25 protein-coding genes are annotated in these 26,628 nt (G+C 30.2%); 3 read left to right on the forward strand and 22 right to left on the reverse strand.

Features of this window, described 5'->3' with window-relative positions; all coding sequences use genetic code 11:
* Nucleotides 1–45 precede the first annotated feature (45 nt).
* From MOV42_RS06265 to MOV42_RS06280, 4 genes are all read right to left on the reverse strand, one after another.
* Nucleotides 46–471 carry a Fur family transcriptional regulator gene (locus MOV42_RS06265; protein ID WP_324172921.1) on the reverse strand — a complete coding sequence of 142 codons (426 nt, stop codon included), beginning with the start codon at nucleotides 469–471 and terminating at the stop codon, nucleotides 46–48.
* 5 nt (nucleotides 472–476) lie between these two features.
* Nucleotides 477–812, reverse strand: a complete 336-nt coding sequence (locus MOV42_RS06270) for a YkvA family protein (protein WP_324172922.1) — start codon at nucleotides 810–812, stop codon at nucleotides 477–479.
* Between the two features lie 138 nt (nucleotides 813–950).
* Nucleotides 951–1,460, reverse strand: coding sequence for a flavodoxin (locus MOV42_RS06275; protein WP_324172923.1), 510 nt, complete (start codon nucleotides 1,458–1,460; stop codon nucleotides 951–953).
* Complete coding sequence (locus MOV42_RS06280; RefSeq protein WP_324172924.1) at nucleotides 1,448–2,254, reverse strand: hypothetical protein; 807 nt, start codon at nucleotides 2,252–2,254, stop codon at nucleotides 1,448–1,450. Before MOV42_RS06280 ends, MOV42_RS06275 begins: the two co-directional genes overlap by 13 nt.
* Nucleotides 2,255–2,380: 126 nt before the next feature.
* Between MOV42_RS06280 and MOV42_RS06285 the strand changes: the two genes are divergently transcribed.
* Entirely contained in the window at nucleotides 2,381–3,094 is a 714-nt protein-coding gene (locus MOV42_RS06285) for an EAL domain-containing protein (RefSeq protein WP_324172925.1), read from the forward strand.
* A gap of 30 nt (nucleotides 3,095–3,124) precedes the next feature.
* On the opposite strand, the gene MOV42_RS06290 is transcribed toward MOV42_RS06285, so the two are convergent.
* From MOV42_RS06290 to MOV42_RS06375, 18 genes are all read right to left on the reverse strand, one after another.
* The gene (locus MOV42_RS06290; RefSeq protein WP_324172926.1) at nucleotides 3,125–3,292 is read right to left on the reverse strand and encodes a hypothetical protein; all 168 of its coding nucleotides are present in this window, start codon (nucleotides 3,290–3,292) and stop codon (nucleotides 3,125–3,127) included.
* Nucleotides 3,293–3,334: 42 nt separating this feature from the next.
* A complete protein-coding gene (locus tag MOV42_RS06295; RefSeq protein WP_324173006.1) occupies nucleotides 3,335–4,084 on the reverse strand; it encodes an IS3 family transposase in 750 nt (249 codons plus the stop codon).
* 62 nt (nucleotides 4,085–4,146) lie between these two features.
* The gene (locus tag MOV42_RS06300) at nucleotides 4,147–5,331 is read right to left on the reverse strand and encodes an IS3 family transposase (protein ID WP_324171567.1); all 1,185 of its coding nucleotides are present in this window, start codon (nucleotides 5,329–5,331) and stop codon (nucleotides 4,147–4,149) included.
* A gap of 45 nt (nucleotides 5,332–5,376) precedes the next feature.
* Nucleotides 5,377–6,207 carry an IS256 family transposase, variant Zn-binding type gene (locus MOV42_RS14000; RefSeq protein ID WP_416385450.1) on the reverse strand — a complete coding sequence of 277 codons (831 nt, stop codon included), beginning with the start codon at nucleotides 6,205–6,207 and terminating at the stop codon, nucleotides 5,377–5,379.
* A gap of 113 nt (nucleotides 6,208–6,320) precedes the next feature.
* Nucleotides 6,321–7,568: a hypothetical protein gene (locus MOV42_RS06310; RefSeq protein WP_324172928.1), complete on the reverse strand. Its 1,248-nt coding sequence runs from the start codon at nucleotides 7,566–7,568 to the stop codon at nucleotides 6,321–6,323.
* Nucleotides 7,546–8,103: a hypothetical protein gene (locus MOV42_RS06315; RefSeq protein WP_324172929.1), complete on the reverse strand. Its 558-nt coding sequence runs from the start codon at nucleotides 8,101–8,103 to the stop codon at nucleotides 7,546–7,548. Before MOV42_RS06315 ends, MOV42_RS06310 begins: the two co-directional genes overlap by 23 nt.
* A 1-nt stretch (nucleotide 8,104) precedes the next feature.
* Nucleotides 8,105–9,499, reverse strand: a complete 1,395-nt coding sequence (locus MOV42_RS06320; protein WP_324172930.1) for an FAD-dependent oxidoreductase — start codon at nucleotides 9,497–9,499, stop codon at nucleotides 8,105–8,107.
* Nucleotides 9,489–10,301, reverse strand: coding sequence for an FTR1 family iron permease (locus MOV42_RS06325; RefSeq protein ID WP_324172931.1), 813 nt, complete (start codon nucleotides 10,299–10,301; stop codon nucleotides 9,489–9,491). Before MOV42_RS06325 ends, MOV42_RS06320 begins: the two co-directional genes overlap by 11 nt.
* On the reverse strand, nucleotides 10,301–13,654 hold the full coding sequence (locus MOV42_RS06330) for a multiheme c-type cytochrome (RefSeq protein WP_324172932.1): 3,354 nt from the start codon (nucleotides 13,652–13,654) through the stop codon (nucleotides 10,301–10,303). The genes MOV42_RS06325 and MOV42_RS06330 overlap by 1 nt, the downstream gene beginning before the upstream one ends.
* Nucleotides 13,655–13,757: 103 nt before the next feature.
* A complete protein-coding gene (locus MOV42_RS06335) occupies nucleotides 13,758–14,681 on the reverse strand; it encodes an ABC transporter ATP-binding protein (RefSeq protein ID WP_324172933.1) in 924 nt (307 codons plus the stop codon).
* Nucleotides 14,678–16,255, reverse strand: a complete 1,578-nt coding sequence (locus tag MOV42_RS06340; protein ID WP_324172934.1) for an iron ABC transporter permease — start codon at nucleotides 16,253–16,255, stop codon at nucleotides 14,678–14,680. The genes MOV42_RS06335 and MOV42_RS06340 overlap by 4 nt, the downstream gene beginning before the upstream one ends.
* Nucleotide 16,256: 1 nt before the next feature.
* A complete protein-coding gene (locus tag MOV42_RS06345; RefSeq protein WP_324172935.1) occupies nucleotides 16,257–17,264 on the reverse strand; it encodes a Fe(3+) ABC transporter substrate-binding protein in 1,008 nt (335 codons plus the stop codon).
* A 23-nt stretch (nucleotides 17,265–17,287) separates the two neighbouring features.
* Nucleotides 17,288–18,160, reverse strand: coding sequence for a sterol desaturase family protein (locus tag MOV42_RS06350; protein WP_324172936.1), 873 nt, complete (start codon nucleotides 18,158–18,160; stop codon nucleotides 17,288–17,290).
* Nucleotides 18,161–18,182: 22 nt separating this feature from the next.
* Entirely contained in the window at nucleotides 18,183–18,623 is a 441-nt protein-coding gene (locus tag MOV42_RS06355) for a tetratricopeptide repeat protein (RefSeq protein ID WP_324172937.1), read from the reverse strand.
* Between the two features lie 247 nt (nucleotides 18,624–18,870).
* Entirely contained in the window at nucleotides 18,871–20,895 is a 2,025-nt protein-coding gene (locus tag MOV42_RS06360) for a hypothetical protein (RefSeq protein WP_324172938.1), read from the reverse strand.
* 113 nt (nucleotides 20,896–21,008) lie between these two features.
* Nucleotides 21,009–22,256 carry a hypothetical protein gene (locus tag MOV42_RS06365; protein WP_324172939.1) on the reverse strand — a complete coding sequence of 416 codons (1,248 nt, stop codon included), beginning with the start codon at nucleotides 22,254–22,256 and terminating at the stop codon, nucleotides 21,009–21,011.
* A gap of 91 nt (nucleotides 22,257–22,347) precedes the next feature.
* Nucleotides 22,348–22,752 carry a transcriptional repressor gene (locus tag MOV42_RS06370; protein ID WP_324172940.1) on the reverse strand — a complete coding sequence of 135 codons (405 nt, stop codon included), beginning with the start codon at nucleotides 22,750–22,752 and terminating at the stop codon, nucleotides 22,348–22,350.
* A 216-nt stretch (nucleotides 22,753–22,968) separates the two neighbouring features.
* Nucleotides 22,969–23,355, reverse strand: coding sequence for a class II SORL domain-containing protein (locus MOV42_RS06375; protein WP_324172941.1), 387 nt, complete (start codon nucleotides 23,353–23,355; stop codon nucleotides 22,969–22,971).
* A gap of 164 nt (nucleotides 23,356–23,519) precedes the next feature.
* Between MOV42_RS06375 and glyS the strand changes: the two genes are divergently transcribed.
* Nucleotides 23,520–25,538 carry a glycine--tRNA ligase subunit beta gene (glyS, locus tag MOV42_RS06380; protein WP_324172942.1) on the forward strand — a complete coding sequence of 673 codons (2,019 nt, stop codon included), beginning with the start codon at nucleotides 23,520–23,522 and terminating at the stop codon, nucleotides 25,536–25,538.
* Nucleotides 25,531–26,610, forward strand: coding sequence for an FkbM family methyltransferase (locus MOV42_RS06385; RefSeq protein ID WP_324172943.1), 1,080 nt, complete (start codon nucleotides 25,531–25,533; stop codon nucleotides 26,608–26,610). The genes glyS and MOV42_RS06385 overlap by 8 nt, the downstream gene beginning before the upstream one ends.
* Nucleotides 26,611–26,628: the final 18 nt, after the last annotated feature.

The following is a 26,628-nucleotide window of genomic DNA, read 5'->3' on the forward strand; positions in this document are numbered from 1 at the left end:
CTTTATAATAGTAGTGTATTTATTAGATACATTTTATAATTTTTACTAATTATCAATATCACATTTCTCACATAAGCCATAAAGTGCTATATCTAGTTTATTAGTTTTAAAATTCTTTTTAATTGCTAGACTATCAATAAGCTCAATTAATTCAGAGTCAGAAAATTCTACATGTTCACAGCATCTTGAACAAATAAGATGATAATGGTCATTTCCTCTAGTAAGCTCATAAAAAATATTTTTATTAGATGTTTGCTTTGTGATTATTTTATATGATAGAAGAAGTTTTAAAGTTGAATAAACTGATTGTTTAGATGCTTTTACTTGATTCAAAATTTCTTCAATACTAAGATGCCCACTTTTAAAAAAAGCTCTTAAAATATCTTGTCGAATAGGTGTACATTTTAATTTGTCACTTTTTAGCATTGAACAAAAAAGATCAATGTATCGTTCAGTACTTTCAAGAGGCATCTATGCTACTTGTGTTTAAAGTGACGAAAACGATTGATTTCTCCTTTAGCAGAGTCCATCACTATTTTTAATACTAAGGCATCGTCAACCCAACCCATTAATGGGATAAAATCAGGTACAACATCAGTAGGAAGTACAACATAAGCCAAGGCTCCACCGACACTAAGCATAGTTGTTGATTGAAGCTTAAAGCTACTATCAGTCATCATTGAAAAAAGTAGCTTGAAATCACTGTACCAAGATTTATTTTCATGTTGTTGTACAGCAACAGCAGTTTGATTTGCATTATATGTGTTAGAAAGTTCGGAAATAGAATCTAAATCAGGAGGATTGGAACTCATAATGATTACCTTTATCAAAATATAATAGAAGTATAGTACAATATTAAAGCTTAAGATATATTGAGAGTTGTTATCAGTATCATATATATTTAGTATTTAAAATAAATTTATATTTCCACAAAAATTGTGGAAATATAGTTAATCAATAAAATATGGTGTAATTTGTTTTACCCAAGTACTGACGCGTTCATCACTTAAATCGGATTGGTTGTCCTCATCAAGTGCCAAGCCAATAAATTTGCCATCTCTTATAGCATTTGATTCATCGTGTTCATAACCATCTGTTGACCATGAACCTACAACTGTAGCCTCTTGTTTAACAACTTCATCATATAAAGTTCCCATAGCATCTACAAAATTATCACAATATTCTTCTTGATCACCAAGACCAAAAAATGCAACAGTTTTTGAAGAGAAATCAGTTGCAGAAATATTAGAAAAGAAATCTTCCCAATCATCTTGAAGATCTCCTTCTCCCCATGTAGAAGTTCCCATAATTATAAACTTATATTGCTCCATTGCATTGTCTGTACAATCTGCTACATTATGTAGCTCTATTTGGGCTTCTGACATTTTATCTTTAATCAAAGAAGCTATATCTTGTGTATTTCCAGTTGAGCTAGCATAAAATACTCCTATTTTTGACATTGTTTAATCCTTTTATTTTTATTTCTATTACAAAATGTAAATGAATATGGAATCATCTTCAGTTGATTTGATGATTCTCCTTTAACCAGTATATGGCGCTTAAAATTATTTGTCTTTGGATAAACCAAATAGCATTTATCAATCTCCTCATTATTTAATTGTGCAAAACCATCATTTATATCTTTATATCTTTTATGTAGGTTTTTTGGGTCGATATGTTTCCATCTAGGGTATAGTCTTGTTCGTATTCCATCTTGGTCTATATGAATATATGGAGCATCAAGGGAAACAGTTTTATTTTTCTCTTGTTTAATACGACGATAAATAGTCTTCGTAAATATTTCGTTCAAATCAAGCATCATTTCAATTTCTTTGCCATTAAAGATTAGTTGAATTAAATCTGAGGCTGGATGTGCATAGTTAAAGAAGGCGTGAAAATCTGATTTACAGTGCGTATGTTTAGCAAAATATTTCATTTTAAGATTTTTACTATGTTTAAAGTAATTATTAAAAAGTATAGAATCATGAGCATAAATACGAACTATTTTTTGGCTTTTCTCAGGTTTTAGCTTGTTAATTTGAAAAAATGATTCTATTTTGTTATCAAACATAGAAAGAAGATTGTTTTCAAATAGAAGTGCTTTTTTAAGAGAAAATTGTGCTTCCTTACAAAGAAATTCATTTATCATAGTACAAAACATTTTTCGTTGGGATTGCTTGTCATTAACTTGATAAGTTTTTGGTAAAATCTCTTTAGTTTTATTTTTATACTGCGTAAAGCCTATTTTTCTCACAGCTAATCCTTAGTTGATAATTAATATCACAATTGTATGCTAATAAGTCTTAATAGTATATTAATAATCATTATCATAATAAATTAAGCTTCATTTTTGTATTATTTCTTTAAAAATGGAGTTTGGATGCATCTGAACAATAATATTATTACAACAATAATGGCTAATGGAGATTATGGAATTTGTTACGAGCCAATTATTTGCGTAGAAGATATGCAGATAATTGGCTACGAAGCCTTAAGTAGATTTAAATTTTTTGAAAGATTAGTATCTCCTGATGACTTTTTTAAAAGCATTCATAGTGATAAAGAACTTTTTTTTTATGTGGAAACAATTTTAAAAAAATTTCAGTTAGACAATAGACCATGTGATAAAAAGCTTTTTTTAAATTTAGATCCGGATGTAGCCATTGATTCTAATCATATAGCTTTTTGGGTTAAATTATTTAATACAAGTGAAAAAATTATTATAGAAATTATAGAAAATTCTGATGAAGAAAGTGCAGAAGATATTGAATATTTTATGGACTGGTTAGATGAGTATAATATTCATTATGCTTATGATGACTATGCAAAACCAAATAGTATGTTTTTTACTTCTCTCTTGCACAGAGCAGATACTATAAAATTAGATATAGATTTTCTAAGAACTATTAAAGAAAATAATGCTTACATAGAAATTGCGAAAGGTGTAGTTAATTATGCTAAATTAACACAAAAACATACAGTTTTAGAAGGGGTTGAAACTAAGTCAGATTTAGAGTTGGCAAAAGAAATAGGTGTAGATTTTGTTCAGGGTTATTTATTTAAACAAGAATTTATTACAGTATGGAAAAATTAGATTTAAAGTAAATTTTTTTAGGCTGAATAATTATTTTTTCTTATAGTTTAATAAATAATCATCAACCATTTTTAACTTCAAGCTTTTGCTTAATCCTCTGTGGATTTTAATGAGTATTTTCAATGGAGAAAAAGTTCCACCATCGAGAGTATTTGTTGTGTTTGGAATCTTGAAATTTATACTACCCCAATATGTCAAGACAACTTTTTCAAAAATCTAATTCCCTAAATACCTGTTACCCTATGCTACATTTTCACTAGATTTAGTGTAATTCTCATCATTGATTTTTAAACTATCATAATAAACATTCATAGGTTTTTTATATTTCAATGTCTCATGAAATCTTCTATGATTATAAAATTCTATATAATCCTTAACATCACTTTTGAGAATTGATACTCTCTCATATTCATTGAGGTATATTTTTTCAACTTTAGCACTTCTCCAGAACCTCTCAATACAAATATTATCTGTTGCTCTACCTTTACCATCCATAGAGATAATTATGTCATTATCTTTTAATGTTTGAGTGTGGATACAGCTTGTATATTGTGACCCTTGATCAGTATTAAATATCTCAGGCTTACCATAGAGTGCGAGTGCTTCATCTAGTACACCCATGACTAAATCTGTATCCATTGTGTTGGATATTCGCCAAGATAATATTGCTTTAGAATACCAATCAATTATGGCAGCCATATAGACCATACCACCTTTAATTTTAATATAGGTTATATCTGTTGACCATACTTGGTTTGCTCTTACGATATCTAATCCTCTTATTTTGTAAGAGTATTTATGATGTTGCTTGTCCGCCCAGCTTGTATTTGGTGGTCTTACAGCTAAAACAGCCTGTAAACCTAACTCTCTACGGTATGCCAGCACTGTGTTGGGACTGACACGAAAACCATCCTCTAGTAGTTGATGATACACTTTCATATAGCCATAGCTTGGTATCTCTTCAAATACTTTTTCTATATGTTTTTTAATATACTACCCCAATATGTCAAGACAACTTTTTCAAAAATCTAATTCCCTAAATACCTGTTACCCTATGCTACATTTTCACTAGATTTAGTGTAATTCTCATCATTTATTTTTAAACTATCATAATAAACATTCATAGGTTTTTTATATTTCAATGTCTCATGAAATCTTCTGTGATTATAAAATTCTATATAATCCTTAACATCACTTTTGAGAATTGATACTCTCTCATATTCATTGAGGTATATTTTTTCAACTTTAGCACTTCTCCAGAATCTCTCGATACAGATATTATCTGTTGCTCTTCCTTTACCATCCATAGAGATAATTATGTCATTATCTTTTAATGTTTGAGTGTGGATACAGCTTGTATATTGTGACCCTTGATCAGTATTAAATATCTCAGGCTTACCATAGAGTGCGAGTGCTTCATCTAGTACACCCATGACTAAATCTGTATCCATTGTGTTGGATATTCGCCAAGATAATATTGCTTTAGAATACCAATCAATTATGGCAGCCATATAGACCATACCACCTTTAATTTTAATATAGGTTATATCTGTTGACCATACTTGGTTTGCTCTTACGATATCTAATCCTCTTATTTTGTAAGAGTATTTATGATGTTGCTTGTCCGCCCAGCTTGTATTTGGTGGTCTTACAGCTAAAACAGCCTGTAAACCTAACTCTCTACGGTATGCCAGCACTGTGTTGGGACTGACACGAAAACCATCCTCTAGTAGTTGATGATACACTTTCATATAGCCATAGCTTGGTATCTCTTCAAATACTTTTTCTATATGTTTTTTAATTACATTTTTAGCAAGATTTACCATTGGTGCATAGAACAAATTACTTCTGTTATAGTTAATAAGATTACATTGTTTTACAACTGATAATGCCTTATTTTCATCTCTATCAATCAACTCCTTTTTATAGCTAGAGTCCAAGCTGCTTAACTTTCCCACCGCCCAGTCCTTCTCTACTGTTAGTTGACCTACAACCTTTGCATATTCATCAAGTTTAGCTTGTAATCTTACATTCTCTTCTTTGTACTCTTTAATTACTTTTGCAGGTTCCATCGCAACTTCTGCATTTTCCAAAAATATCTTCTTCCAATTTTGTAAGTTTTTTGGTGTGATATTATTTACACTTGCTATTTCATTTAGTGTCTTATCTTCTTTTAAAACTTCTAAAACTAACTTTGTCTTGAATTCTGCTGTATATGTTGTTCTTTTTCGACTCATAAGATTACCTTCTATTTTTATTGTTTAATTTTACTCTTTTAAGAATTAAACTTTAGAAATAGTTGTTTGATTTTCTTGGGGTAGTATATTTTTATATTTATTTCTTGTAAAAAGATATGAAAGATTAGCTCTTAAACTTCTATATGCAGCTCTAACTTTTTGATGAGTGTAATATGATTTACCAGTATCATTATTGATACTTTTTTCTTCTATAAAATTTTTATATGTTTCATACCATTCATCAAGCTTTTTAGTAAATTTTTTTTCATTAGTTTGAGTGAGTCGATACATGATTTTCTTCAAATCTTTTCCAGCTTGTAGTCTTGGTCTTTTAGTTATATATCTTCTCACAGTCTTTGCCTGATGGAAGTGACACATTTGTAGTGGAAAGTCTTTAAAAACCTTTTGTAAGCCTCTTTTGCCATCTATTGTGACTGATAGAACTGTATAGCCAAGCTCTAAAAGTTGATTGAGTAATAGTTTATAGTCAGCTGATAGTTCACTTTGAATATGTTTGGATAAAAGTATCTCTTTGGTAATGTCATCTTTAAAAACTAGCGTTCCAAGTTTATCTTTGCGTTTGCCATAAAAAGTAGCATCACAGATAAGAACTATCGCTCTAGGTTTATGATATTTTATATTTGGTTCATATTCAAATATTTGCTTCTGAACCCATCGAGAACTTTTCTTATATTCCTCTGCTAAATCACTTAGTGTTTGTCTCTTATAAATATACTTTTTAAAAATAATTTCTTGTAATTTATCTGGTCGTCTTTTTGATGAAAAATAACTATTACAACTTGAGCATTTATATCTCTGAATTCCACCTAATTTACCATTTTTTTTAGTCTTTTTTGATGTACAGTGTGGACAGATTTTTGCATTTTTTTACAGCTCATTGTAAATAAAACCTTTTTAACCATTACTATACAGTAGTTTCAAGCACTTTTCAGCCTAAAAAATTTTACTTTAAATCAAAAATTAAGGCTTTACTCTTTTGAAGATATTAGATAATAATTATCTTCTCCCAAAAATCTTCCCTTAAATGTTTCAAATACTTTTTTAATTGGTTTTTTAGAAGTTATTTCATAATATGCACGACTTTGTTTATAGTAAGTGGAACTATCTTTATAATAGTTGTCAAAGACTGTTGTGTTTAAGTTATTTTTTAATATATTTATAGACCTATTACTAAATATTATTCTGTCAGTAGTTTTTATCTTTGATATTATTTGCTCAATTGGTGATATATTTACTCGGTATGATAAAGTATATGTTAGATTAAAGCAGACAAGTATGTATAGCATTAGTTTTTGATTTTGTAAGATAGTGGATAAGAGTATATTTGCTATGAAAACAAGAGGAACTAAGTGTCTTGTATTATCTGGATTTTGTGCTAATAAAATCCATAATAAATATGAAAAAAAAAGAATGTATAAAAGTGAATATTTTTCTTTGTGTTTTAGAAAAAAGGTTTTAAAGAAAAAGATTAAAAAGGTAAAAGGAAAGTTTTCTATTATAAAAATTCTATTTAGCCATGACAATTCACTATATTGTCCTGTCCCCCAAATGCCAAAATGTCCTATAATAAATCTTTTTGCTTCGTAAAAATATAGCATCCCATTTGATAGATAAATGAAAATTAGAAATAAAATAGCTGTGAAGATATAAGGTATGAGAACATCTTTTATAGAATCTTTTTTATAAAAATATAAATATGCTAAACCAGCTAAATAGAAAATTAAATAAGATGGACGGGCAAAAAAAGCCACTGCTAATATAATTCCTGATAGTTTATACTTTTGTACTTCTAAAAGGTATAAGGATAAAAAGAAAAAGAATAATCCTACACTCTCACTTAACATACTTAAAGATATATTTAGTAAATATACTGAACTAATGCTTAGTAGAAAAGTAAAAAAAGCTACCTTTATATTTTTAATAGTTTTAACATATAAGAATAAAATTATAGGTAGTAAAATTCCTGCTCCAGCACTTAAGGCAAATAATGAATATTTATGATTATCAAAAAAAAAGTTTAAAGCTTTTCCTAAAATTATAATAGTTGGATAGCCAGGAAATTGCGGAGAAAAATCTACGACAGAAAAGTTTAAAATTCCATTTGCTAAAAATAGAGAGTCATCATTAAAGTATGATGGAGGATATGAGAATATAAATAGACCATAGATAAGAGTAACTATGGCTATTGAGATATTATAAAAACTGAATGACTTCAATTATAATTTTTTGATTTTTGATATAGTCATTTTTGTTTGCAGGTTTACTTCCAACACCAAAAAGTCCAGGATTTCCTATGGCCCTAATACAATTATTTATAGCGGACTCTAATCTTTTGTTAGTTTTATTATCTAAACTTACTGCTAAGAGATTATAAAACTTTTTAGCTTTTAGTACCATCACTTTTGCTACATTATAAGTTTTAATGTTTTGTAAACCACCGTCTATTCTTCTTTGTATTTCAGCGGCTAAGGATAGTTCAAGATACTTCATCGTCTTTTTTTTATCTTTATTTTGTATTGATATCTCTAAACCATTGTAGAGTGATGGAATAAATTCTTTTGTAAGATATTTATAATTTTTTTCATTTTCTTTAAATATCTTCAATGCTTCTTTGAAATTATCTTCATTCAGAGCTTTTGTTATTTGCTCTTTTGCATCTATTGTTGGCTCTTTTCCTGCTGCTGCATAAGAGTACGCTTGTAAATTAGTTATAGCAAAAAGCATAACCATTATTAGTATTGTTTTTTTCATTTTATTCTCCTATATTATTTGTTTCGATAACAATTTTTTCATTTCTGTGATTGTATATTTGTTCTTTTGTTATATTTTTACCTAATACTAAATCAGCTGCCATTAGTCCAGTTTCCATCGCAGTATCAAGAAAAATATATCTAAAAGTACCCTGTCTTCCTGCCATTATTAGGTTTTTGAATTTATTTAAATACTTTATGGTTTCATCTCTTTTTTTATTATAATTGATATCCATCATAGTATAAGCATGTTGTGTTGTAAAAGAAAAATAATCAATTATCTTATCTTCAACATCAAAATTTAGTTTTTTTAAATCTTTTTTTACTATCTCTAAAAGTTTCTCATCGTTCATTTTCCAAATTTCATCATCTTTATTGCATGGAATTTCAAGCATAATAGAACTTTCACCAGATGGAGCCATAAAAGGTGACCTTCTCTTTGGTTCTTGTATCCTTGTAGGAAGTAAGTTATAGTCACTTACATACTGCCAAGTATGAGGTGAAAAATCTTTAATACTAAGCCCTAAACATAAAAATCTTAAACTTCTAAACCCTAAACCTGAATTAAATCTAAGTTTAGTTGACATTTCATTTAGTGGCATTGTAGAGATGATTTTGTTTGCTTTGAAAGTATGATTAGTTGTTCGGATAGTATCTATATTATTATCCATAACTACAAAACTTAAGACTTCTTCATTTACAAATATTTTACCACCAAGTTTTTCAAACTCTTCTGCCATTTTAAGTGGTAGTTGACCAAAGCCATACTTTGGATATCTATAACTTTTTGCATAAGTTCTAGCAGTTTTTTTACTTTTTGCAAATAGTTTTTTAACTACATCTTTTAAATCTATCAATGATATTCTTTGTCCTGCCCAGTCGGCACTTAAAAGCTCTGGTTTGATTCCCCAAAGTTTTTTAGTATATGGAGCAAAAAAATGTTCATATAATGATTTTCCAAATCTTGAACTTATCCAAGTTTTAAAGTTTGTGTCATCTCTTGGAGTGATTTTAAGTATTATTTTTATAGTATCAAAAGAAGCACCGATTAAAAGTTTTATAGGTGCTACTCTCAAAAGATTTTTAAGATTTAAAGGGTACTCATAAACTCTATTTTGGTGTAATATCACTGAACTTCTTTGAGATGTTAGTAAGTCATCATCAAGTATCTCCTCAACAAAATTTAAAAGTTTTTGATTGTTTGTTATAAATCTATGACCACCATAATCAAACCTAAACTCTTTGTCACCTACTTTTAATACTTCTGTTTTACATTGTCCACCAACAGTTGACTCTTTTTCTAAAATTGTAACTGATTTGCCACTTTTAATTAGCTCAATGCCAGCAATTAATCCTGCGACACCGCCACCAATTATAACTATATCACTATTTTGCACTGTAAGTTTTTCTCCATAAATAAATAGCACCTACCATATAAGCACTCCATGAAAGCAGGTGAAGTAGGGTGGGTGATGAGTTGTAGCCAAATAAAGCTCTTAAAAATGTTCCAAATAAACCTCTGTCATCGAGTATGCTTGAGATATCATAAACCATAGGCACAAAAGTAGGGAGCAGTTCACTCGCTTGCATCATAGAAACTGCACTACCAAAAAGTCCACCTGCTATGATAAGTATAAGTAGTCCAGTCCATTTAAAAAATTCTCTAAGAGGTATGTTTTTTGCACCTTTCATAATTAGATAGACTAATATAACAGATAAAACAAGTCCTAAACCACCACCTATAGCACCATCTTGCATCGTGATATTTTGACTTAAGCTTAAACTTGAGAAAAATAATACAGTTTCAAAGCCTTCTCGTAATACGGCAAGAAATGCTAAAAAAACCATTCCTAAGATATTTCCAGTAGTTACAAGATTATTTAAATTTTCTTCAATTTCACCTTTAATATTTTTTGATTGATTCGCCATCCAAACAACCATGTATGATAAAACAATTGTTGCAAAAAGTAAAATACCTATCATTAAATAGTGTTTTAAATTTGCATCATCAATCCCAAGTAATACTACTTGAAAAATATAAGCGATAATAAGAGATACTATTACTCCTAGTGTTACTCCAAGATAAATATATTTATTATATTTAGTGGCTTGTAATTTTCCTAGATAAGAAATGATGATTCCTACTATTAAAAACGCTTCTAGTCCTTCTCTAAATGTGATTAAAAAACTTGCTAACATTAATTAAATTCCTTTATGATTTTTTCTAGTTCAATAACTGGTGGATTTGGTAATTTTGGATATGCTTTTCGTACAGCATCTGTTACCCATTGCGGATATACTCTAAAGTTTAACTTGACTTCTACAGTTAATGGGTACTTTAGTGATTTGATATTTGGTATGTCATAACTCTCAACTCTTGTTTCTCCCGCGGGAATTCTGCTATCACTTAAAAGTTTTTTATATTTCCAAAATAAAAGTCCAACAGGTTTGCCATCTTCATCTCCAAAAACCTTCATGAAAGGTCTTGCATCAGAACCTAGGTTTCCATCTTCTTTTAATTTTCCACTTTCAAAAATAATATTTGAGTTTCTATCTTTAAGTGTTATATCAAGCCATAGCTCCCTAAAATCTGCAACACCTGTAGGAAGATGATGACCAGCACCAACATTTGTAACAAATACTTTTACTTGGTTGTCTTTTATGTCAACTCCAAGTTTTGCTGAAGTTCTTAGTAGTTGTATTGTTTGGTCTTCATGTACTTTGTTTTTGAGTCCTGATAAGAAATGATTTGAACCACTAAAATAATGTACTTTTACATCTTTTTTTATTTTTCCGCCATCAGTTGAACGACCAACCAACGGTGAATATTTACCATCACTCATATTAGTCATATGACAATCTATACAAGTTCTATGTAAAGTTGGATCATCTGGATTGTTAAATGGTGAGTTTTGCCACTCTTTATAGGTTGATACTATCTTACTACCTTTACCAGGAGAAAATTCATCATGACAACTAGCGCAATAAACAGGATCTTTATATATCGGTTTCATATAACTCTCTAAATGTTCTTTTGGTTTAGAATTTATAAATTTCTCACTTAGCCACTGTCCTATGTCTGAATCACTATCTTCTAAAGCGTACTTCCGTCGCTCGGTTAGGTTTAATGTATATGCAGCATTCCCACCAGCATCTTCAATTTTTGTAATTCTGTGACAAGCTACACAGCTAACACCTTCTTCAAGTTTTGTATTTCCGTATTTTTTTAGTTCATCTATTAATGTAGTCGCACCACTTTGAAAAAGATTTTCCATTGTGTCGGTAGTATGAGAGAGCCCTGTGGTTACACCAGATGGATTATGACAACTCATGCACCATTTTCTAAAGCCCTCTCCTTCAACTTGTGCAGCTACATTTTCAAGTACCATGTAGTATGGGTTTGTTCCTACTAAATTTTTATGATTTGAATCTGCCCATTGATTGAAAATTTCATTATGGCAAGACTTACATTTTGCAGAATTTGTCCAATCCTCTACATGGTATTCTTCTACATCATCTTCAAGTTTTATCCAAGAAGACAAGTATCGTAGGTTCTCTTTACTTGTTACATATTTATGTAAATTTTTCATCTTTTTTTCTAGTTCTTTACCCATGTTTTTAGGGTCAACTAAAGGTAGTTTTGCTTTTTTGTCAAACCCCATTCCACCTTGTGCATCTGTTGCAAATCTTATATAGTCAGCTAATGGTGCTTTTGATACAAACCCATCTAGTCTGTCATGTCCAACATTTGCTTTTTTACTTTTGTCTTTTAATTTTGTAGCTTCAAAAAGATATCCATTTGTAAAATTAAATCCTTCAAAATGACAAGAGTTACAGCTCATCCAAAAATCTCCAGTCATAGGTGTAGATTTATGAGTGTTTGTATTTGCATTGTTAAATAACATCTTTCCTTGTCGTAAATCTTTTTCCAATGGATCATTCATAACAAGCTGTGCAAATTTGTCTTTTTTCAAAGTTACTCTTGCAAAAGGATGTTCGCCACCACTATCTAATAGTGTCATGTCAAGTCTTGAAGCATTTTGAATATATAGATTGTCGTTTATTGGGTTAGATAGTATATATTTTGGGTTTGTATTGTTAGGGTATGCTCTATATATTTGTGTAACTTTTGCCCCATTGCCTTTTCTTTTACCTCTTTTTCTATGAAGTTTTTTATTTTTTCTACCGCTACTTCTTCCTATATTAAAAACCATTACATCTTCACTGCCGCTTAGTGTAACAAAAGCTTTAGTTCCATCTTTATTAAAGGCTATATCAAAAGGGTTTGACACAATCATTGTTTTATTATCATTAGTAAGTATATTTATCTCTTTAAAGAGATTTTTTCGTTTTTTATCTAACTCTTTTTCATCGCCTTTTTTTAATGAGATAATAGAAATTGTTGGGAAAACTGTTGACTGAAATTGAAATGGATGGTCAAAATTCCATAAAATGTGTGGAATCCAAGCTTCACTTCCATCCGGTTTTATCTTTATGTTATCTAGATATTTTGGCAGTCCTTGTGATATAAACTCATCATCATTTTTTGTGGATTGTAAGGAAATACTTTTTAGTTTTATAAATGTTCTACTATCATAGATACTCACTTCACCTATCATCGCATGAGTTACTAAAAGCCTACCATCATCAGTCAGAGCCATTCCTCTTGGTGTTTTTGCAGTTTTTAATGTTTTAATAATTTTAAAATTTTTATCATCTATAATTAAAAGCTCATTATCCTCAAAAATAGTTACAAAAAAGTATCTATTTTTTTTATCATAAATTATGGCGTAAGGTCTATTTTTTGTTTTAATAGTTTTAATAATTTTATTTTTTTTGTTTAAAAATATTATTTTATTTTGCTTGTAATTTGTAATGCCATATACAGATTCATCATCATTAAAGGCAATAGTTCTTACATCTTCTCCGAGAATTTTTTCGAATATTCTTTTTCCTGTTTGAGCGTCTATTTTAGTTACGCTTCCTCCATCACCGTTTGCACTATAAATATACTTGTTATCATTTGTTAAATATAAAGCTGAACTACTAACTGATGAATATAGATAAGCTGGAAAAAGTAGTCCTAAAATAAACAGACTAACAGCAATAGATTGTAGCTTAGCTCTGTTTTGGGCTGATTTCTTTTTTCTTCGTTTATTTGCTCTTGAAAAAGCAGTGTGATACCATAGAAAAAATAGTAAAACAAATGAACCGTAAAGATGGACTAAAAACGCGTAGTTACCAATAGTGTCACCACCACGATTTCCAATAAAAAATAGATACCCACCACTTAAAATTATGAGAAAAAGTGTCAGACCAAGTATCATACCATTCGTAGCATTTCTTCTATTAGCCAATATATTGTTTCTATACTTATATAGATGCATATTTACAAACGGAATAATAAGAAGAACAGATACAAAAACAGAACTTATAATATGGATAACTTGTAGCGTTGTAAAATATTCCCATTGTAAATTTATGATATCCCATTGGAGAATACCTGTAAAAAACATAACTATGACTGATATCTCTATATAGATACTCTTCAAACACAATCCTTTTATAAATAATAAATAATAATCAATATCAATTATATTAAAAGAATGTTTATTTTCTACTTAAAATATTGAAAATCACTATCAAAATATGCTATTAAGTCAAAGATACAAAAAATTCTTGTTCTGTATGAAAAGAATCATAGTCAAATACAATAAAAGGATATTGTTTTTTATTTACTTCTAGGTCTATATACAATTCATAATATTCACCTCTAAAAATAGCGTGATTTAATTTGGCTTTATACATACCTTTTTGTTTACTTAAAGATATTTGATTTAATCTATAACACTCTTCATCAATAAAATTTGCAATACCAAAAAATGAGGCTAGTGCTTTTGACTTAGGTTGATAGTAAATGTTTTGAGGTGTGTCATACTGGATAATCTCACCATTTTGGATAAATGCAATTTTATCACTTATAGCCATAGCCTCTTTGGGGTCATGTGTAACAAATATAGCAGTCTTAGCACTCTTTTTAATAAGTGCCAATAACTCCTTTTCTATTTGTGCTTTTAAGAGTGTGTCAACACTGGAAAAAGGTTCATCTAAAAGAATAATATCAGGGTCAGTTGCCAACACCCTTGCTAAACTAACTCGTTGTTGTTCTCCTCCACTTAACTCATGAGGATACTTCTTTTCATATCCTTTTAAGTCAATCATCTCTAGGAGTTCTTTAACTAATGACTTCTTTTCTTTTCTCTTTTTATCTTTAACGCCAAACAAAAGGTTTTTCTCTACATTTAAGTGAGGAAAAAGAGCATAGTTTTGAAAAACAAAACCAATATTGCGATCTTCTGGTTGGGTATTTGTCTTTTTGTCAAAAATAGTCTCACCATTAATATGCAACGAACCACTCTTTGCACTCTCAAAACCTGCTATAACATTAAGCAGAGTCGATTTTCCACTTCCACTTTTTCCAAGTATGGAAATAATCTGACCTTGTTCAATCTCTAAGTTAATATCTTTGAGTACAGGTTTATCAAAACTCTTATTTAACTGTTTTAACTCTAAAATCATTTCTCGGCCTTTAATATTATAATACTTAAGGGAATAATTGAAATCACTATAATACTTAGGGCGTATATAGATGCTTCTTGTAACATTTGTGCATTAGCTAGGGTATATGTCTTAGTTGCCAATGTTTCGTAGTTAAATGGGCGTAAAACTAAAGTTATAGGCAATTCTTTTATGGCAGAGATAAAGACCAATATAAAACCAAACAGAAGAGCATTTCTCATTAAAGGAAGTTCAACCTTAAACATGGTTTTAAAATAGTTGTAGCCTAGTGATCTAGACGCATTGTTTAGGTTAATACTTACTCTTTCTAAGTTTGACTCAACACTATATATACCTATGGCAGTAAAACGAACTATGTAACCAAATATAAGAGCGAACAGTGAACCGCTTAAGAATAAAGTAGTTGTAAAATAGTGCTCTATTAACCATTTGTCAATATCTGCAAATAGTATAATAATACCTATAACAATAACAGCACCTGGCATAGTAAAGCCGAGTGAGATGATTTTGCTAAGGTACTTATTTATAGTGATTGGGTAAATACGAGCTGTATAACTAATAAAAAAAGCTAATACCATAATGATAAAAGCACTTAAACCTGAAGAAAAGAAACTGTTTGAAAGAATATTTAAAAACTTTTCATCTAACATGTTAGAAGCATATTCAAATGAATAGACCCCAATCCAAATAAGAGGAATAATAAAGCCAAAAATAACAGGCATAGAGATAAAAAAGTAGGTTAAGTAGAGTTTGTAACCTTTTAAAGTTAGCTTTTTAACTTTTGTATTTGAGTTTTCTATTTTATATTTGGCTTTACCTCTACTATATTTTTCTATGCTTAAAACAGTTAAAACCATTATCATCGCAATTACAGCCATATATGCAGCACTCCCCGAGTCATGTAAGCCAAACCATGTATTAAATATAGCTACTGTTAGGGTCTTGATATTATAGTACTCAGTTACACCATACTCACTAATAGTCTCCATGACAACTAGTGCGAGAGAACCAATAATAGCAGGACGAGACAGAGGAAGAATAATTTTAAAAAATAATTTTTTTCGAGAACTGCCTAAGCTCAGGGCAGGGTTTAGCAGAGCACTTTTACTTTTTTCAAATGAAGCTTTTACAATTAAATAAACATAAGGGTAGAGTGCTAAACTCATAAAAATAATGACAGAGTAAATATTTAAAACATTAAAATACTCTTTTATTCCAATAGAGCGTAAAAAAAGATGAAAATAATTAAAGTAGCCAAATATATCAGAATAAATATAACCCATGATATAGGTAGGAATCATAAAAGGTAAAGCTAAAGCAAATACAAAAAAACTAACAAACTTAAAATGATAAAATGTAGTTATATATGCAGTTCCTACCCCTAAAATAAGTGTTAAAAAGCCCACACTAAAAACCAGTATCAAAGTATCGGTTATATACCCTAGCAGCACTGTTTCTTTTAGATGCTGCATAGTATTTGTTTCACTGCCAAAAGAGTGATTTATTACAAATATAATAGGTAGCAGAATAATAAAAGTTAAGATATAACTAAAAGATGACCAACGATTAATCAAGTTACTGCCACCCAACCTCATTAAATATTTTTACTGCCTTAGCATTGTTCTGACCGAGTTTATAAAGCTCAATATCATCTTCTTTAAAACTACCCCATGATTGTAATAGTTTTGAAGGGCTTACATTTTTATTAACAGGATACTCATAGTTAAGTGATGAAAAGACTTTTTGCGACTCCTCTGAACATAAAAATTCTATAAACTTTATAGCATTATCTCTATTTTTTGCATATTTTGTCACACCAATACCGGAGATGTTTATATGTGCACCTCTCTCATTCTCACCTTGATTTGGAAAAAATATTCCTATGTTTTTGGCAACTTCTCTATCGCTAAACTTATCAGAATTAAGCAAGTTACCAACATAGTAGGTATTTACAATAGCGATGTCAGCTATTCCAGCAGCTAAAGCTCTCATTTGGTCACGATCACTACCAGTTGGTTTTCTAGCAAAGTTTTCCTTTATACCTTTTGCCCAAGCCTTAGCCTCTTTTTCACCTTTGTGAGCGATGATAGATGCTAGTAAAGACTGGTTGTAAATATTAGTAGAGCTTCGTGTTAAAATAGAACCCTTGTACTCTTTACTGGATAAGGCTTCATAAGTTGATAATGACTTAGGATCAACAGTGTTTACATTGTACACAATAACTCTCGCACGCTTAGTCACACCAAACCAATAGCCTTCCTTATCTCTCAAATTAGAAGGTATAACTTCTTCTAAAAATTTCGACTTTATGGGTTGAAGCAGACCTTTTTCTTTAGCATAGTAAAGTCTACCAACATCTACTGTTAACAAAAGATCAGCGGGAGAGTATTTTCCCTCTTCTTCTAACCTTTTCATTATTTGATCAGCGTTGGCTTTAACTACATTAACTTTAATACCAGTTTTCTCTGTAAACTTTTTAAATAAAATTTCATCAGACGGATAGTGTCTATGTGAGTAAATATTTACTTCATTTGCATTTAATGAAATAACTAATACAACTATACTTAAAATTATTTTTACCATTTTTTTTCCTTTTAATTATGTTTTTATCTCAAGAGCAATAAATCTGTTACGCTTTTAAATTTATTTTGAGTACTTACTCCAAGTTTCATATATTTAATATTTTCAGAGTGTTTTATAGTTGAAAACAACAAGTCCCAAATACCTAAAACACCACCAAAATTATAATGACAGAATTTTACTGAATGGTGTATTTGATGTTGAAATGGTGAAAGGAATATTTTTTCAATCCATTTGAAATATTTCAACTTAATATGTGAATGTCTTAGATTTGAGCCTAAAATATTAAATACAAATACAAAAATATTAACACCTAACACATCAATAATATTTAATTGCTCACTAAAAAAGAAAATAAATATACCAACTACTATACCGATGGATAGGCTAAAACCAAATCCAAATAAAATATTTTCTATTGGGTGAACTCTATAAAATGTTATAGGCGTTAAAACCTTTGCACTATGATGTACTTTGTGAAACTCCCATAACAATGGAACTGTATGTAAAAAACGGTGTATCCAATAGAGTGTAAAGTCTCTCACTATAAATAAACTTACTGTAAAAAGAAGTATAATTTCGGGATAGATTAATCCTTCGTATGAAGAAAATACAAAATAATCATTCAACAGTGCTTGTGTAAATAAAGCAACATTATTTATACCGACTATCAATAGAGGAAGAACCAACCAAACTTTAATAAAAAATGAAACAGCAAAAAATTTATAATCTAAAGTAGCACTTGGATGCAACCATAACTTTTTACTTAAATTTATTTTTTTCTCTTTGGGATTTAATATTAGATATACAGATGCAATAAATAGAGTGGTTAATATATAAATCCAATAAATTCTATGATTTGGATTTATAAAATATTCTAAAAAATATAAGTCACTCATTATTTAGCCATCCTCACTGTTATTATCCGCCATATATTTGAGGTGAATAGGTATATCCAGAATTGATAACATTTTTACCTGAACCTTTAATTTCTGGTTTCTCTCTTATTAAATCATATTGTTCGCAACTTTTTGCATATCCTCTTTTGCAAGCGTACGCATAGAAGTTTTTTGCTCTTTTAATATCTCTATCAATACCATCCGCACCACGCTTATATATAGTTCCCAAATAATGACAAGCTTTAAGATATCTTTTTTTACAAGCTCTAACAAATAGTTTTTTTGCTTTTTTAGGATTTTCTTTTATACCATCACCAGTGAAGTAAAGAACACCTAAGTTTATACATCCGTTCATACTTCCATTATCACACGTTTTTTTATATTGAGTTGATTTTTCATTAACCTGGTTAGCTGATGAATTTACACTTAATATCAATAGCATAATTATAATAATACGAGTCATTTTTAGTCCATTTTAATATTTAAAGAACCATAATTTTAACTAAGATACTAATGAGAACAGCTTAAATTAACAGTTCTTAGTCTATTCTCAGTTGATGTTTTTGAAGTCTTGTGTATTTTAAGTTTTTATCGTAGTAGTTATTTATATTATCAAGACCAACAATTAAAACTTTTTCTTTTGTTAGTCTTTCTATTAAGTGTTAACTGACGTAACAGGCGGTGCCTGTTACTAATATTAAGTAGTTTATTTATTTTGACAGCTTAACTTTTGCTGCCATTGTCATAGCTGTATTGTTACCTGTAATTGAGGTAACATTATCTTTATCACTATTATTATCGCTTTTGTTTGCTGCATCTACAAACTCACCAGTGTCAAGTAACCATTCTGAAAGTTGAGCACCTTGTGTTGTAGAGTTTCCATTAATAACCAACTGGAACCATCTTGTAAATCTATCTGTAAGGTTTTTAAGTTCTAGTGATGGTTCACTCTCGCTACCAGTGTTTTTAAGATGTTGCATTGCATCTCTTAGTCCACCACTTGTTGCACCAATAGAATAAGGTGTGTACTCTTTAGAAGCATCTACATAAGTACCAATATCTTTATCATACATATTTTTTTCAATTGCTACCATAAGTGCTCTTGCTTCTTTTCTGTACTTTTTGTTATGAGTTGTTAAGTATGCTGATGTAAGACCTCTTACTACTGCAAACTGTGTGCCAATTGATTTAGTCTTTACTACACCTTTATTTAATATATAGCCATCATAATAAAGACCATCTCTGCACTTAAGATTGCTTATTAAGAAATTTGCTTGTGTCTTTATAAGTCTAATTGCTTTTTTACCTTCTGCTGTTTCAAGAGATGCTGCTCCTTCTCCTGAGCCATAACCAACTGGAAGTGCATCCGTAACTCTTTGAAAAATTCTTAAAGCTTCCATTGAATAAGCTGCATCAAAAGTTGTAACTCTTGCTCCTTGTTTTCCATCATATCTATCTACAAGTGTTCCAGCTTTTTTGTTAAAGTGTAAAGTTGACATATTTTGAAATAACATATTAGATAAGTTACTCGCTACTGAGAAAGCATCATCACTCTTAATATTATTTTTTGTGTTAGCATCTGTATTCTTAGAAGGTGCTTTTTTGAATGGGTCACCATCAAACACGCTTGAAAATGCTGGGTTTTGATTTTTATTGTTCTTTCTTTGGTCACTAAATGCATAAAATTCACTCATTGGCCATAGTACACCCCAAGTATCTCTTAAACTTGAGTGAGACTCAATAACTTTTAAAGTTTTAACTGATTTCGTTCCATTTCGTTTACCCTCAGTAACTGCTACTTTGTTAGCAAACCAAATTGGATTTTTCTTAGCATTATATTTAGGAGTTATTGTTACACCTAATTTTTGACCATTAAAACCAAGTTTTTCTTGCATATAAAGGATTCTTTCATGAGAAAGTTCAGTTAATATAGCACCATTCACACCATCAGCTGAAGATACACCAAGTGTATGTTTTCCATCGTGATCCATAGTAGAGCTTGAAGCTTCTACTTCTTCATCTGTTAGGGTTACATGCATGCTGCCTAAGAAATCTTGAGCCCACATAATATCTTTAAGTAAAGCACCACCAAAAGCTGCTGGATTAAAAGTTTTATCCATACCACTTTCTTTCCAAGCTAGAGTTTTATAATCTCTTAAATAAGCAGGAACAGCAGTTTTTATTTTTTTCTCTTTTCCGTGTCTAAATACTACAACTTCATCACTATTTACAGTAGTAGTATCAACTTTTGAAGCAAATTCTGGAAGACCAGAGATATACGGAAGGGCAGTAGGGTGCATATTTAAAGGAATGATTTCTGGATCATTTCCTGTGACTTTAGCAAAATGTGTGAACCTTTTTGCCAAAGATTGCATATTCCCACCTCTTTGTTTATTTAGTAGTCCATTCACTAAATGTGGTCCCATTTTTGACTGATAGTTGATAGCATACATAGCTTCCTCGCTATACTCATAACTTTCAATACCTGTTGTGTAGTCAAATTCAGTAGGTTCATTTATTGCATTTGGATCTAATGTATCAAGGTCAAGTCCTAATGCCTCAGCTAATGGTTCACCAGAGAGTTCAAATTCAGTATAAGCGAACATTGCTCCAGCAGTTTTAAATGTTTTATCTAAAACAGTAGTTTTAGTATTTGCATATGGGGTAGCCATTGCTAAAGAAGCTACCGCTAAAGAAGCTACTATAGATAATGTTAATTTTTTTTGTTTCATCATTTTAATACCTTTATTTTATAAATTTATTTAATACACAGACTTAATCAAAAGTGTCAAGATTTTTGATTAAGTAAATGTGTAAAAGAAGAATATATGCCCCGAAGGGCATGGTTTTAGAAATTGTAGTTCATTACTAGTTGCATACGATTATTATCAAAATCTGTTTTAGCAGAAGATTCTTTATCCTCTCCTATAACATAAACAAATGCTACATCAGCTTCCCCTTCATTGAATTCATATTCTAAACCTACATCTATTTCAGTTACATGAGCTTTTGCTCCTCCAGAAACAGCGTTAGCCTGATAATCTCCATAAACACCAAATATGTTTACACCAGCAATCTCGTAAGCAGCACCAATAGTGTACGAGCTACCATCACTAACACTACCATCATGAAGAGTACCTGCTGTCATAGTATCGATGTTAGTATATGAAGAACCACCACCAAATCCTTCAAAAATTTGTTTTCCATCTTTAACGCTTACGCTATCATAAGCTACCGATAAAGTTGCACCATAAATTCCAGCTTCAACCATAGCCCCTACAATACTTCCTTCAATTGTACTAGGTACACCAGCTACAATATCTTTTTCACTTTCACTAAGATATTGAGCAGCTACAACAATCTCAATATCGTCGCTAATTGCAATAGTTCCAGTTACATCTGCATATATTGCTGAAGCAGCTTTTGTTACATCATAGTACCAAGCACTAGCTTCAATAATATCATTTGAATATGTTACAGCACCCACATAAGTACCATCTTCGCCAGTTTTTGTCCATCTACGATTTGTTACATTATCGTAACCATCATCAACACCTTGCCAACTTAATACACTTCCCGCAATAAAAGATAGACCTAAATCTTTTAGCGTATAAGAAGCAATATATGCCTCAAAAGTGTGTGGAGTCATTTTAATATCATCACTATCTGCTAGTGGAGTATCTATAAGTTGACGACCACCACGAAAGTTAAAACCTTCGTAATTAAAATTAAGATAAGACTCTGCTAATTCTGTATATTGACGATTATCTGAAGTTAGTTCGTTAGTGAATGTATTATCATTAACATCGCCACTTAGGACAGGTAAAGAGTGAGAAGTATACATTGCAGCACCTAGGCTAAGACCTTTAATAGCTGCAGTCTCAAACTTTAATTGACCACCAATAGCAGCTGCTGATGTATCTTTAGCATCAGTAACCTCTGTATTATTAGCAGCATAACCTAGACGGATTTGCCCACTTGCCGTACCCTTGCTAAACATTTCTTGAATGCTATTAGCTTCTTTTGACTCTTCTGCAAATGCTGATGTGCTAATTGCTAGTGCGGCTACTAAACTTAATCTAATTAATTTATTCATTTTTTCCCTTTTTGATTATAATTTTGAAAATTAATATCATAATTGTACAAAGTAAAACTTATTATTTATTTAAAATGGTAACCATTATCATTTATATTTTTAAATTGCATTCATTACATATTTTATGAATAGTAATAAATTCTGCATCTGTAAACTCTTTTAATTCAACACTTTCATTTATTGGTAGTTTTGTGACTCTAGTGCAAGTAGTGCAGATGCAAAATAGCATCGGAGTATTTTCTTTAAGATAGTAGTAGGCTCTTTTAAAGTCATCTTGTATGACTATAACCAATTTGCATTCAATAAAAAAATTTAAATGCCTATATATAGTATTTTGAGAAAGTTTTTTTGGATATGAGGTAGAAAGTTCTTTGATGATTTGAGATACATTTAAGCATTCATCACTATTCATTAATAAAATATAAATTGCTTCTCTAACTCTTGAATGATTTGCTCGGTTTCTCTTTATGCAATTATTTAGATTATTTATACTCATCTTACCTCATTCAAATATTTTTTTAAGTAAAACTTAAAACATTATTGAATGATAATTTATTTATACTTAGTTCTCTATTAAATTAATAATTGTTATCATAATCAATTATCCTCTTAATATGATATATTTGCATGAGAAAATGATTTGAAGTGGCACTTGAATAATATTTAAGTGGATATAACCAAGAGCTATAAAGCCCTCAATTACGAGATTCAGCTACTGAGCTACAGCTATTTCTAAAGGAGTTGATTCCCAGATGCCGTGCTTTGTACAGTAAGCATGAGCTACTAGTTTTAGTCTTTTACCCATTGGTCTAATGTTAAAAGTTACTTGTGTATTAGATTTTTCATTTCCTAAAGTTCCAGAAATAAAAGAAGCTCCAGCTAATTTTGTTTCACCGTTAAAAAGACTGATACTTTCTATGTAGTGATCAAAATCATCTGGATGAGTGTATTCGTTACCCATTTTAACAATTACTGAAAGTATTTTACCTTTTTTGGCTGAACCTTCAACTGTAATAAACGGAGAGTGACGGTCGATGAAATCTTTTTTAGCTTCTCTTTCTACTGTATCAATATCTACATATTTGTTAATCTTTGGCATTTTTTTTCCTTGTATTTTTTAATTTATATAGTATTGTAGCTATATAATTATTTACATAAAAGATAAATCAGAGTTTATTTATCTTATTTAAGAAATATTTTATAAAAGCACTCTTTAACCAAAAAATAGATAAAATCGCAATAATTTAATAAAAGAGTAAAAATATGCTAAAAACGCTACTAATTGAGATAGGTGTTGAAGAACTACCTGCTGTTCCACTTTTAAAAGAACTTAAAAATATTGAAAAAAAATATGCTGATATTTTAGAAAAAAATTCACTGCTTTGTGAGTTTGAATTTTATTATACTCCTCGCCGCTTAGTAATATGGCATCGAGAATTTAAGAGTGTCCAAGAAGATAGTGAAGAAGAGTTTTTTGGTGCGCCTATGGCAGTTGCCTATAAGGATGGTGAACCTACACCCGCTGCTAATGGTTTTGCAAAAAAATGCGGAGTACAACTTAGTGAGATAGGTACAAAACAAAAGGGCAATAAAGATGTCCTTTACTATAAAAAAGATGTTAAGGGTAAAGAGTCATGTGATCTCTTAGAAGGCATTATAAGTGAATGGATAAAAAGCCTAAGCTTTGGTAAGTCTATGAGATGGGGAAGTCTTAGTGAAAGTTTTATAAGACCTATTCGCTGGGTAAATGTTATGCTTGATGATAAGCTTGTAGATTTAGAACTTTTTGGAGTTAAGTCTTCAAAAGTTACTTTTGTTCATCGTATAAGCAATTTTGAATCATTAGAAGTTAAAGGTTCAAAAGAATACTTTGAAATCTTAAAAAATGGTGGTGTTACACTTTTTTGTGAAGATAGAATGGTGCAAATTTTAAATGATTTTAAAGCTATTGAAACAGACAATGGTGTAAATATTGAAGTTGATGATGATTTACTTGATGAAGTAGTTGCAATTACAGAAAATCCAACAGCACTATTAGGCTCGTTTGATAAAGAGTTTTTAAGACTTCCTCCAGAAGTTATCATAACTTCAATGAAAGAGCATCAAAGATATTTTCCTGTTTTTAAAGATGGAAAACTAATTAACAAGTTTGTAGTTGTATCAAATGCCCTTACTGATGATTTTTCAAAAGTCATAGAAGGCAATGAGAGAGTTCTTCGTCCTCGTTTAGCAGATGGACTTTTCTTTTTTGATAATGACTTAAAAAATGGACTAAGCACAGATGGACTAGAAAAAGTTGCATTTTTTAAAGGTCTTGGAAGTGTTAAAGATAAGATAGACAGAGAAGCAAAAATAGCAAACACTCTTTTTGATATCTATAAGATAGATGCTAAGAAAGAAGATTTAAGTAGAGCAATCAACTTAGCAAAAGCTGATTTAATGAGTGAAATGGTTTATGAGTTTACAGAACTTCAAGGTCTTATGGGTGGTTATTATGCACAAGAAGCTGAGGAAAGTGAAGCGGTTATAACAGCAATAAAAGAGCAGTATTTACCAGATGGAGAAGATAGTGAACTTCCTTCAACTCCTTTAAGTGCCATAGTTGCTATGAGTATAAAACTAGACACGCTGCTGGCTCTTTTTAGTGTAAATCAAATCCCAACGGGTTCTCGTGACCCTTTTGCACTTCGTCGCGCGGTAAATGGAATCATAAGAATTACTGCGGAACATAACTTAGAGTTTGATATATCAAAAACATTAAAAGAGTTAGCATCTGGATACGCATCTATAGATATGCAAAAGTTAGAAAACTTTTTCTTAGAGCGTGTTAAGCAATACTACAAAGTAAATCCATCTGTTGTTGAAGCAGTTTTAGCATCTAAAGAAAGAGAGTTAGTTGCTATTTCTAAAAAAATACAAGCACTAGATGCCATAGTAAATAGTGAAGGTTTTTCTGAAGCATTTTCGACATTTAAGCGTGTTGCAAATATAACTAAAGATATAGATTTATCTAAGGAGTTATCAGTAGATGTAAAACTATTCCAAGAAAAAGCAGAAGAAGAATTATATACAAAATATAATAGAGTTAATGATTGTAAATATAACTCTTATGAAGAAGAACTAGATGCACTTTTAGGTTTAAAACCAAATCTTGATAAGTTTTTTGATGATGTAATGGTAAATGTTGAAGATGAAAATCTTAAAAATAATAGAAAATATTTAGTAGCATCTATATATAAAAGTATATTGAAAATTGCAGATATTAAAGAAGTAAGTGTTTAATTTAGTAGATTTTAACTACACAAATGAAGAAGATAAAAAACTAACAGAGCTTTTTTTATCGACTTCAACCTCCACAAAAAAGTACATTTTAGGTATAAATAAACTTACCAAGTCTATCTTAAAGTATGTAGAAGTTGATGGTATTATAGATGACTTTAGCAGAGTTCAACGCTCCCGTAAAAAGTCTGTTCTTAGTATCGATGATGTTAAAAAAGACTCTATAATTCTTTCAGTTTCAACTGGAAGTCCATTAGAAGTAAAAAATACTCTAGATGCTAAGGGCTTTAGTAACTTTAATTATTTGTCATTTTACAGATACTCAATGCTTGATTTAGCTGAACCTCCTTTTATACTTGACTTTGAAGAGAACTTTAAAAACCATCACAAAGAGTATGCTTACTTGTATAACTTACTTGAAGATGTGAGATCTCAAGAAGTTTTTACTAAAGTGCTTAACTTTAAAATTTCATTTGACTTTGAGTTTATGCAGGGCTTTACAAATAACCATGACGAACAGTATTTTGATAAAGATATAATTCCAAATATAAAAAATATATGTTTTGTAGATGGCGGTGCTTATGTCGGTGATACTCTTCCAAATATCATAAAAAACTTTCCTGATTTTAAAAAGATTTATGCCATAGAACCAAATAATTTGCATATAAATATAGCAAAAAGAAATTTTTCAGATACAAAAGGCATAGAGTTTATAAACTGTGGTTTGGGAGCTAAGCAAGAATTAGGTTCAACAAATGAAGATAATAATCAAAATAATTGTGACCATAACTATCAAGCAACTAATATAAATACAATCGATAATATAGTAAAAGAAAAAGTTGATTTTATAAAGCTAGACATTGAAGGTGCAGAACAAGATGCGATAGATGGTTCTAGAGAGATTATTAAGAAGTATAAACCCATTTTAGCTATTTGCATCTATCATAAAGCGGAGGACTGGTATAAAATTCCTCAAAAAGTTTTAGATATAGAGAGTGAGTATAAGGTTTATTTGCGGCACTATATGGAAGGGATATTTGAGAGTGTTCTTTATTTTATACCAAAAAAAAGATAAAATAAAATACCAACTGAA

This window comes from Sulfurimonas sp. (genome assembly GCF_029027405.1).
GTDB lineage: Bacteria > Campylobacterota > Campylobacteria > Campylobacterales > Sulfurimonadaceae > Sulfurimonas.

Coding starts and splice junctions, on each gene's coding strand:
- MOV42_RS06335 (WP_324172933.1), bottom strand. CDS start 14,681: ATGATTTTAGAGTTAAAACAGTTAAATAAGAGTTTTGATAAACCTGTA.
- MOV42_RS06300 (WP_324171567.1), bottom strand. CDS start 5,331: ATGAGTCGAAAAAGAACAACATATACAGCAGAATTCAAGACAAAGTTA.
- MOV42_RS06350 (WP_324172936.1), bottom strand. CDS start 18,160: ATGAGTGACTTATATTTTTTAGAATATTTTATAAATCCAAATCATAGA.
- MOV42_RS06375 (WP_324172941.1), bottom strand. CDS start 23,355: ATGCCAAAGATTAACAAATATGTAGATATTGATACAGTAGAAAGAGAA.
- MOV42_RS06285 (WP_324172925.1), top strand. CDS start 2,381: ATGCATCTGAACAATAATATTATTACAACAATAATGGCTAATGGAGAT.
- MOV42_RS06365 (WP_324172939.1), bottom strand. CDS start 22,256: ATGAATAAATTAATTAGATTAAGTTTAGTAGCCGCACTAGCAATTAGC.
- MOV42_RS06345 (WP_324172935.1), bottom strand. CDS start 17,264: ATGGTAAAAATAATTTTAAGTATAGTTGTATTAGTTATTTCATTAAAT.
- glyS (WP_324172942.1), top strand. CDS start 23,520: ATGCTAAAAACGCTACTAATTGAGATAGGTGTTGAAGAACTACCTGCT.
- MOV42_RS06265 (WP_324172921.1), bottom strand. CDS start 471: ATGCCTCTTGAAAGTACTGAACGATACATTGATCTTTTTTGTTCAATG.
- MOV42_RS06355 (WP_324172937.1), bottom strand. CDS start 18,623: ATGACTCGTATTATTATAATTATGCTATTGATATTAAGTGTAAATTCA.
- MOV42_RS06270 (WP_324172922.1), bottom strand. CDS start 812: ATGAGTTCCAATCCTCCTGATTTAGATTCTATTTCCGAACTTTCTAAC.
- MOV42_RS06325 (WP_324172931.1), bottom strand. CDS start 10,301: ATGTTAGCAAGTTTTTTAATCACATTTAGAGAAGGACTAGAAGCGTTT.
- MOV42_RS06370 (WP_324172940.1), bottom strand. CDS start 22,752: ATGAGTATAAATAATCTAAATAATTGCATAAAGAGAAACCGAGCAAAT.
- MOV42_RS06315 (WP_324172929.1), bottom strand. CDS start 8,103: ATGAAAAAAACAATACTAATAATGGTTATGCTTTTTGCTATAACTAAT.
- MOV42_RS06360 (WP_324172938.1), bottom strand. CDS start 20,895: ATGATGAAACAAAAAAAATTAACATTATCTATAGTAGCTTCTTTAGCG.
- MOV42_RS06275 (WP_324172923.1), bottom strand. CDS start 1,460: ATGTCAAAAATAGGAGTATTTTATGCTAGCTCAACTGGAAATACACAA.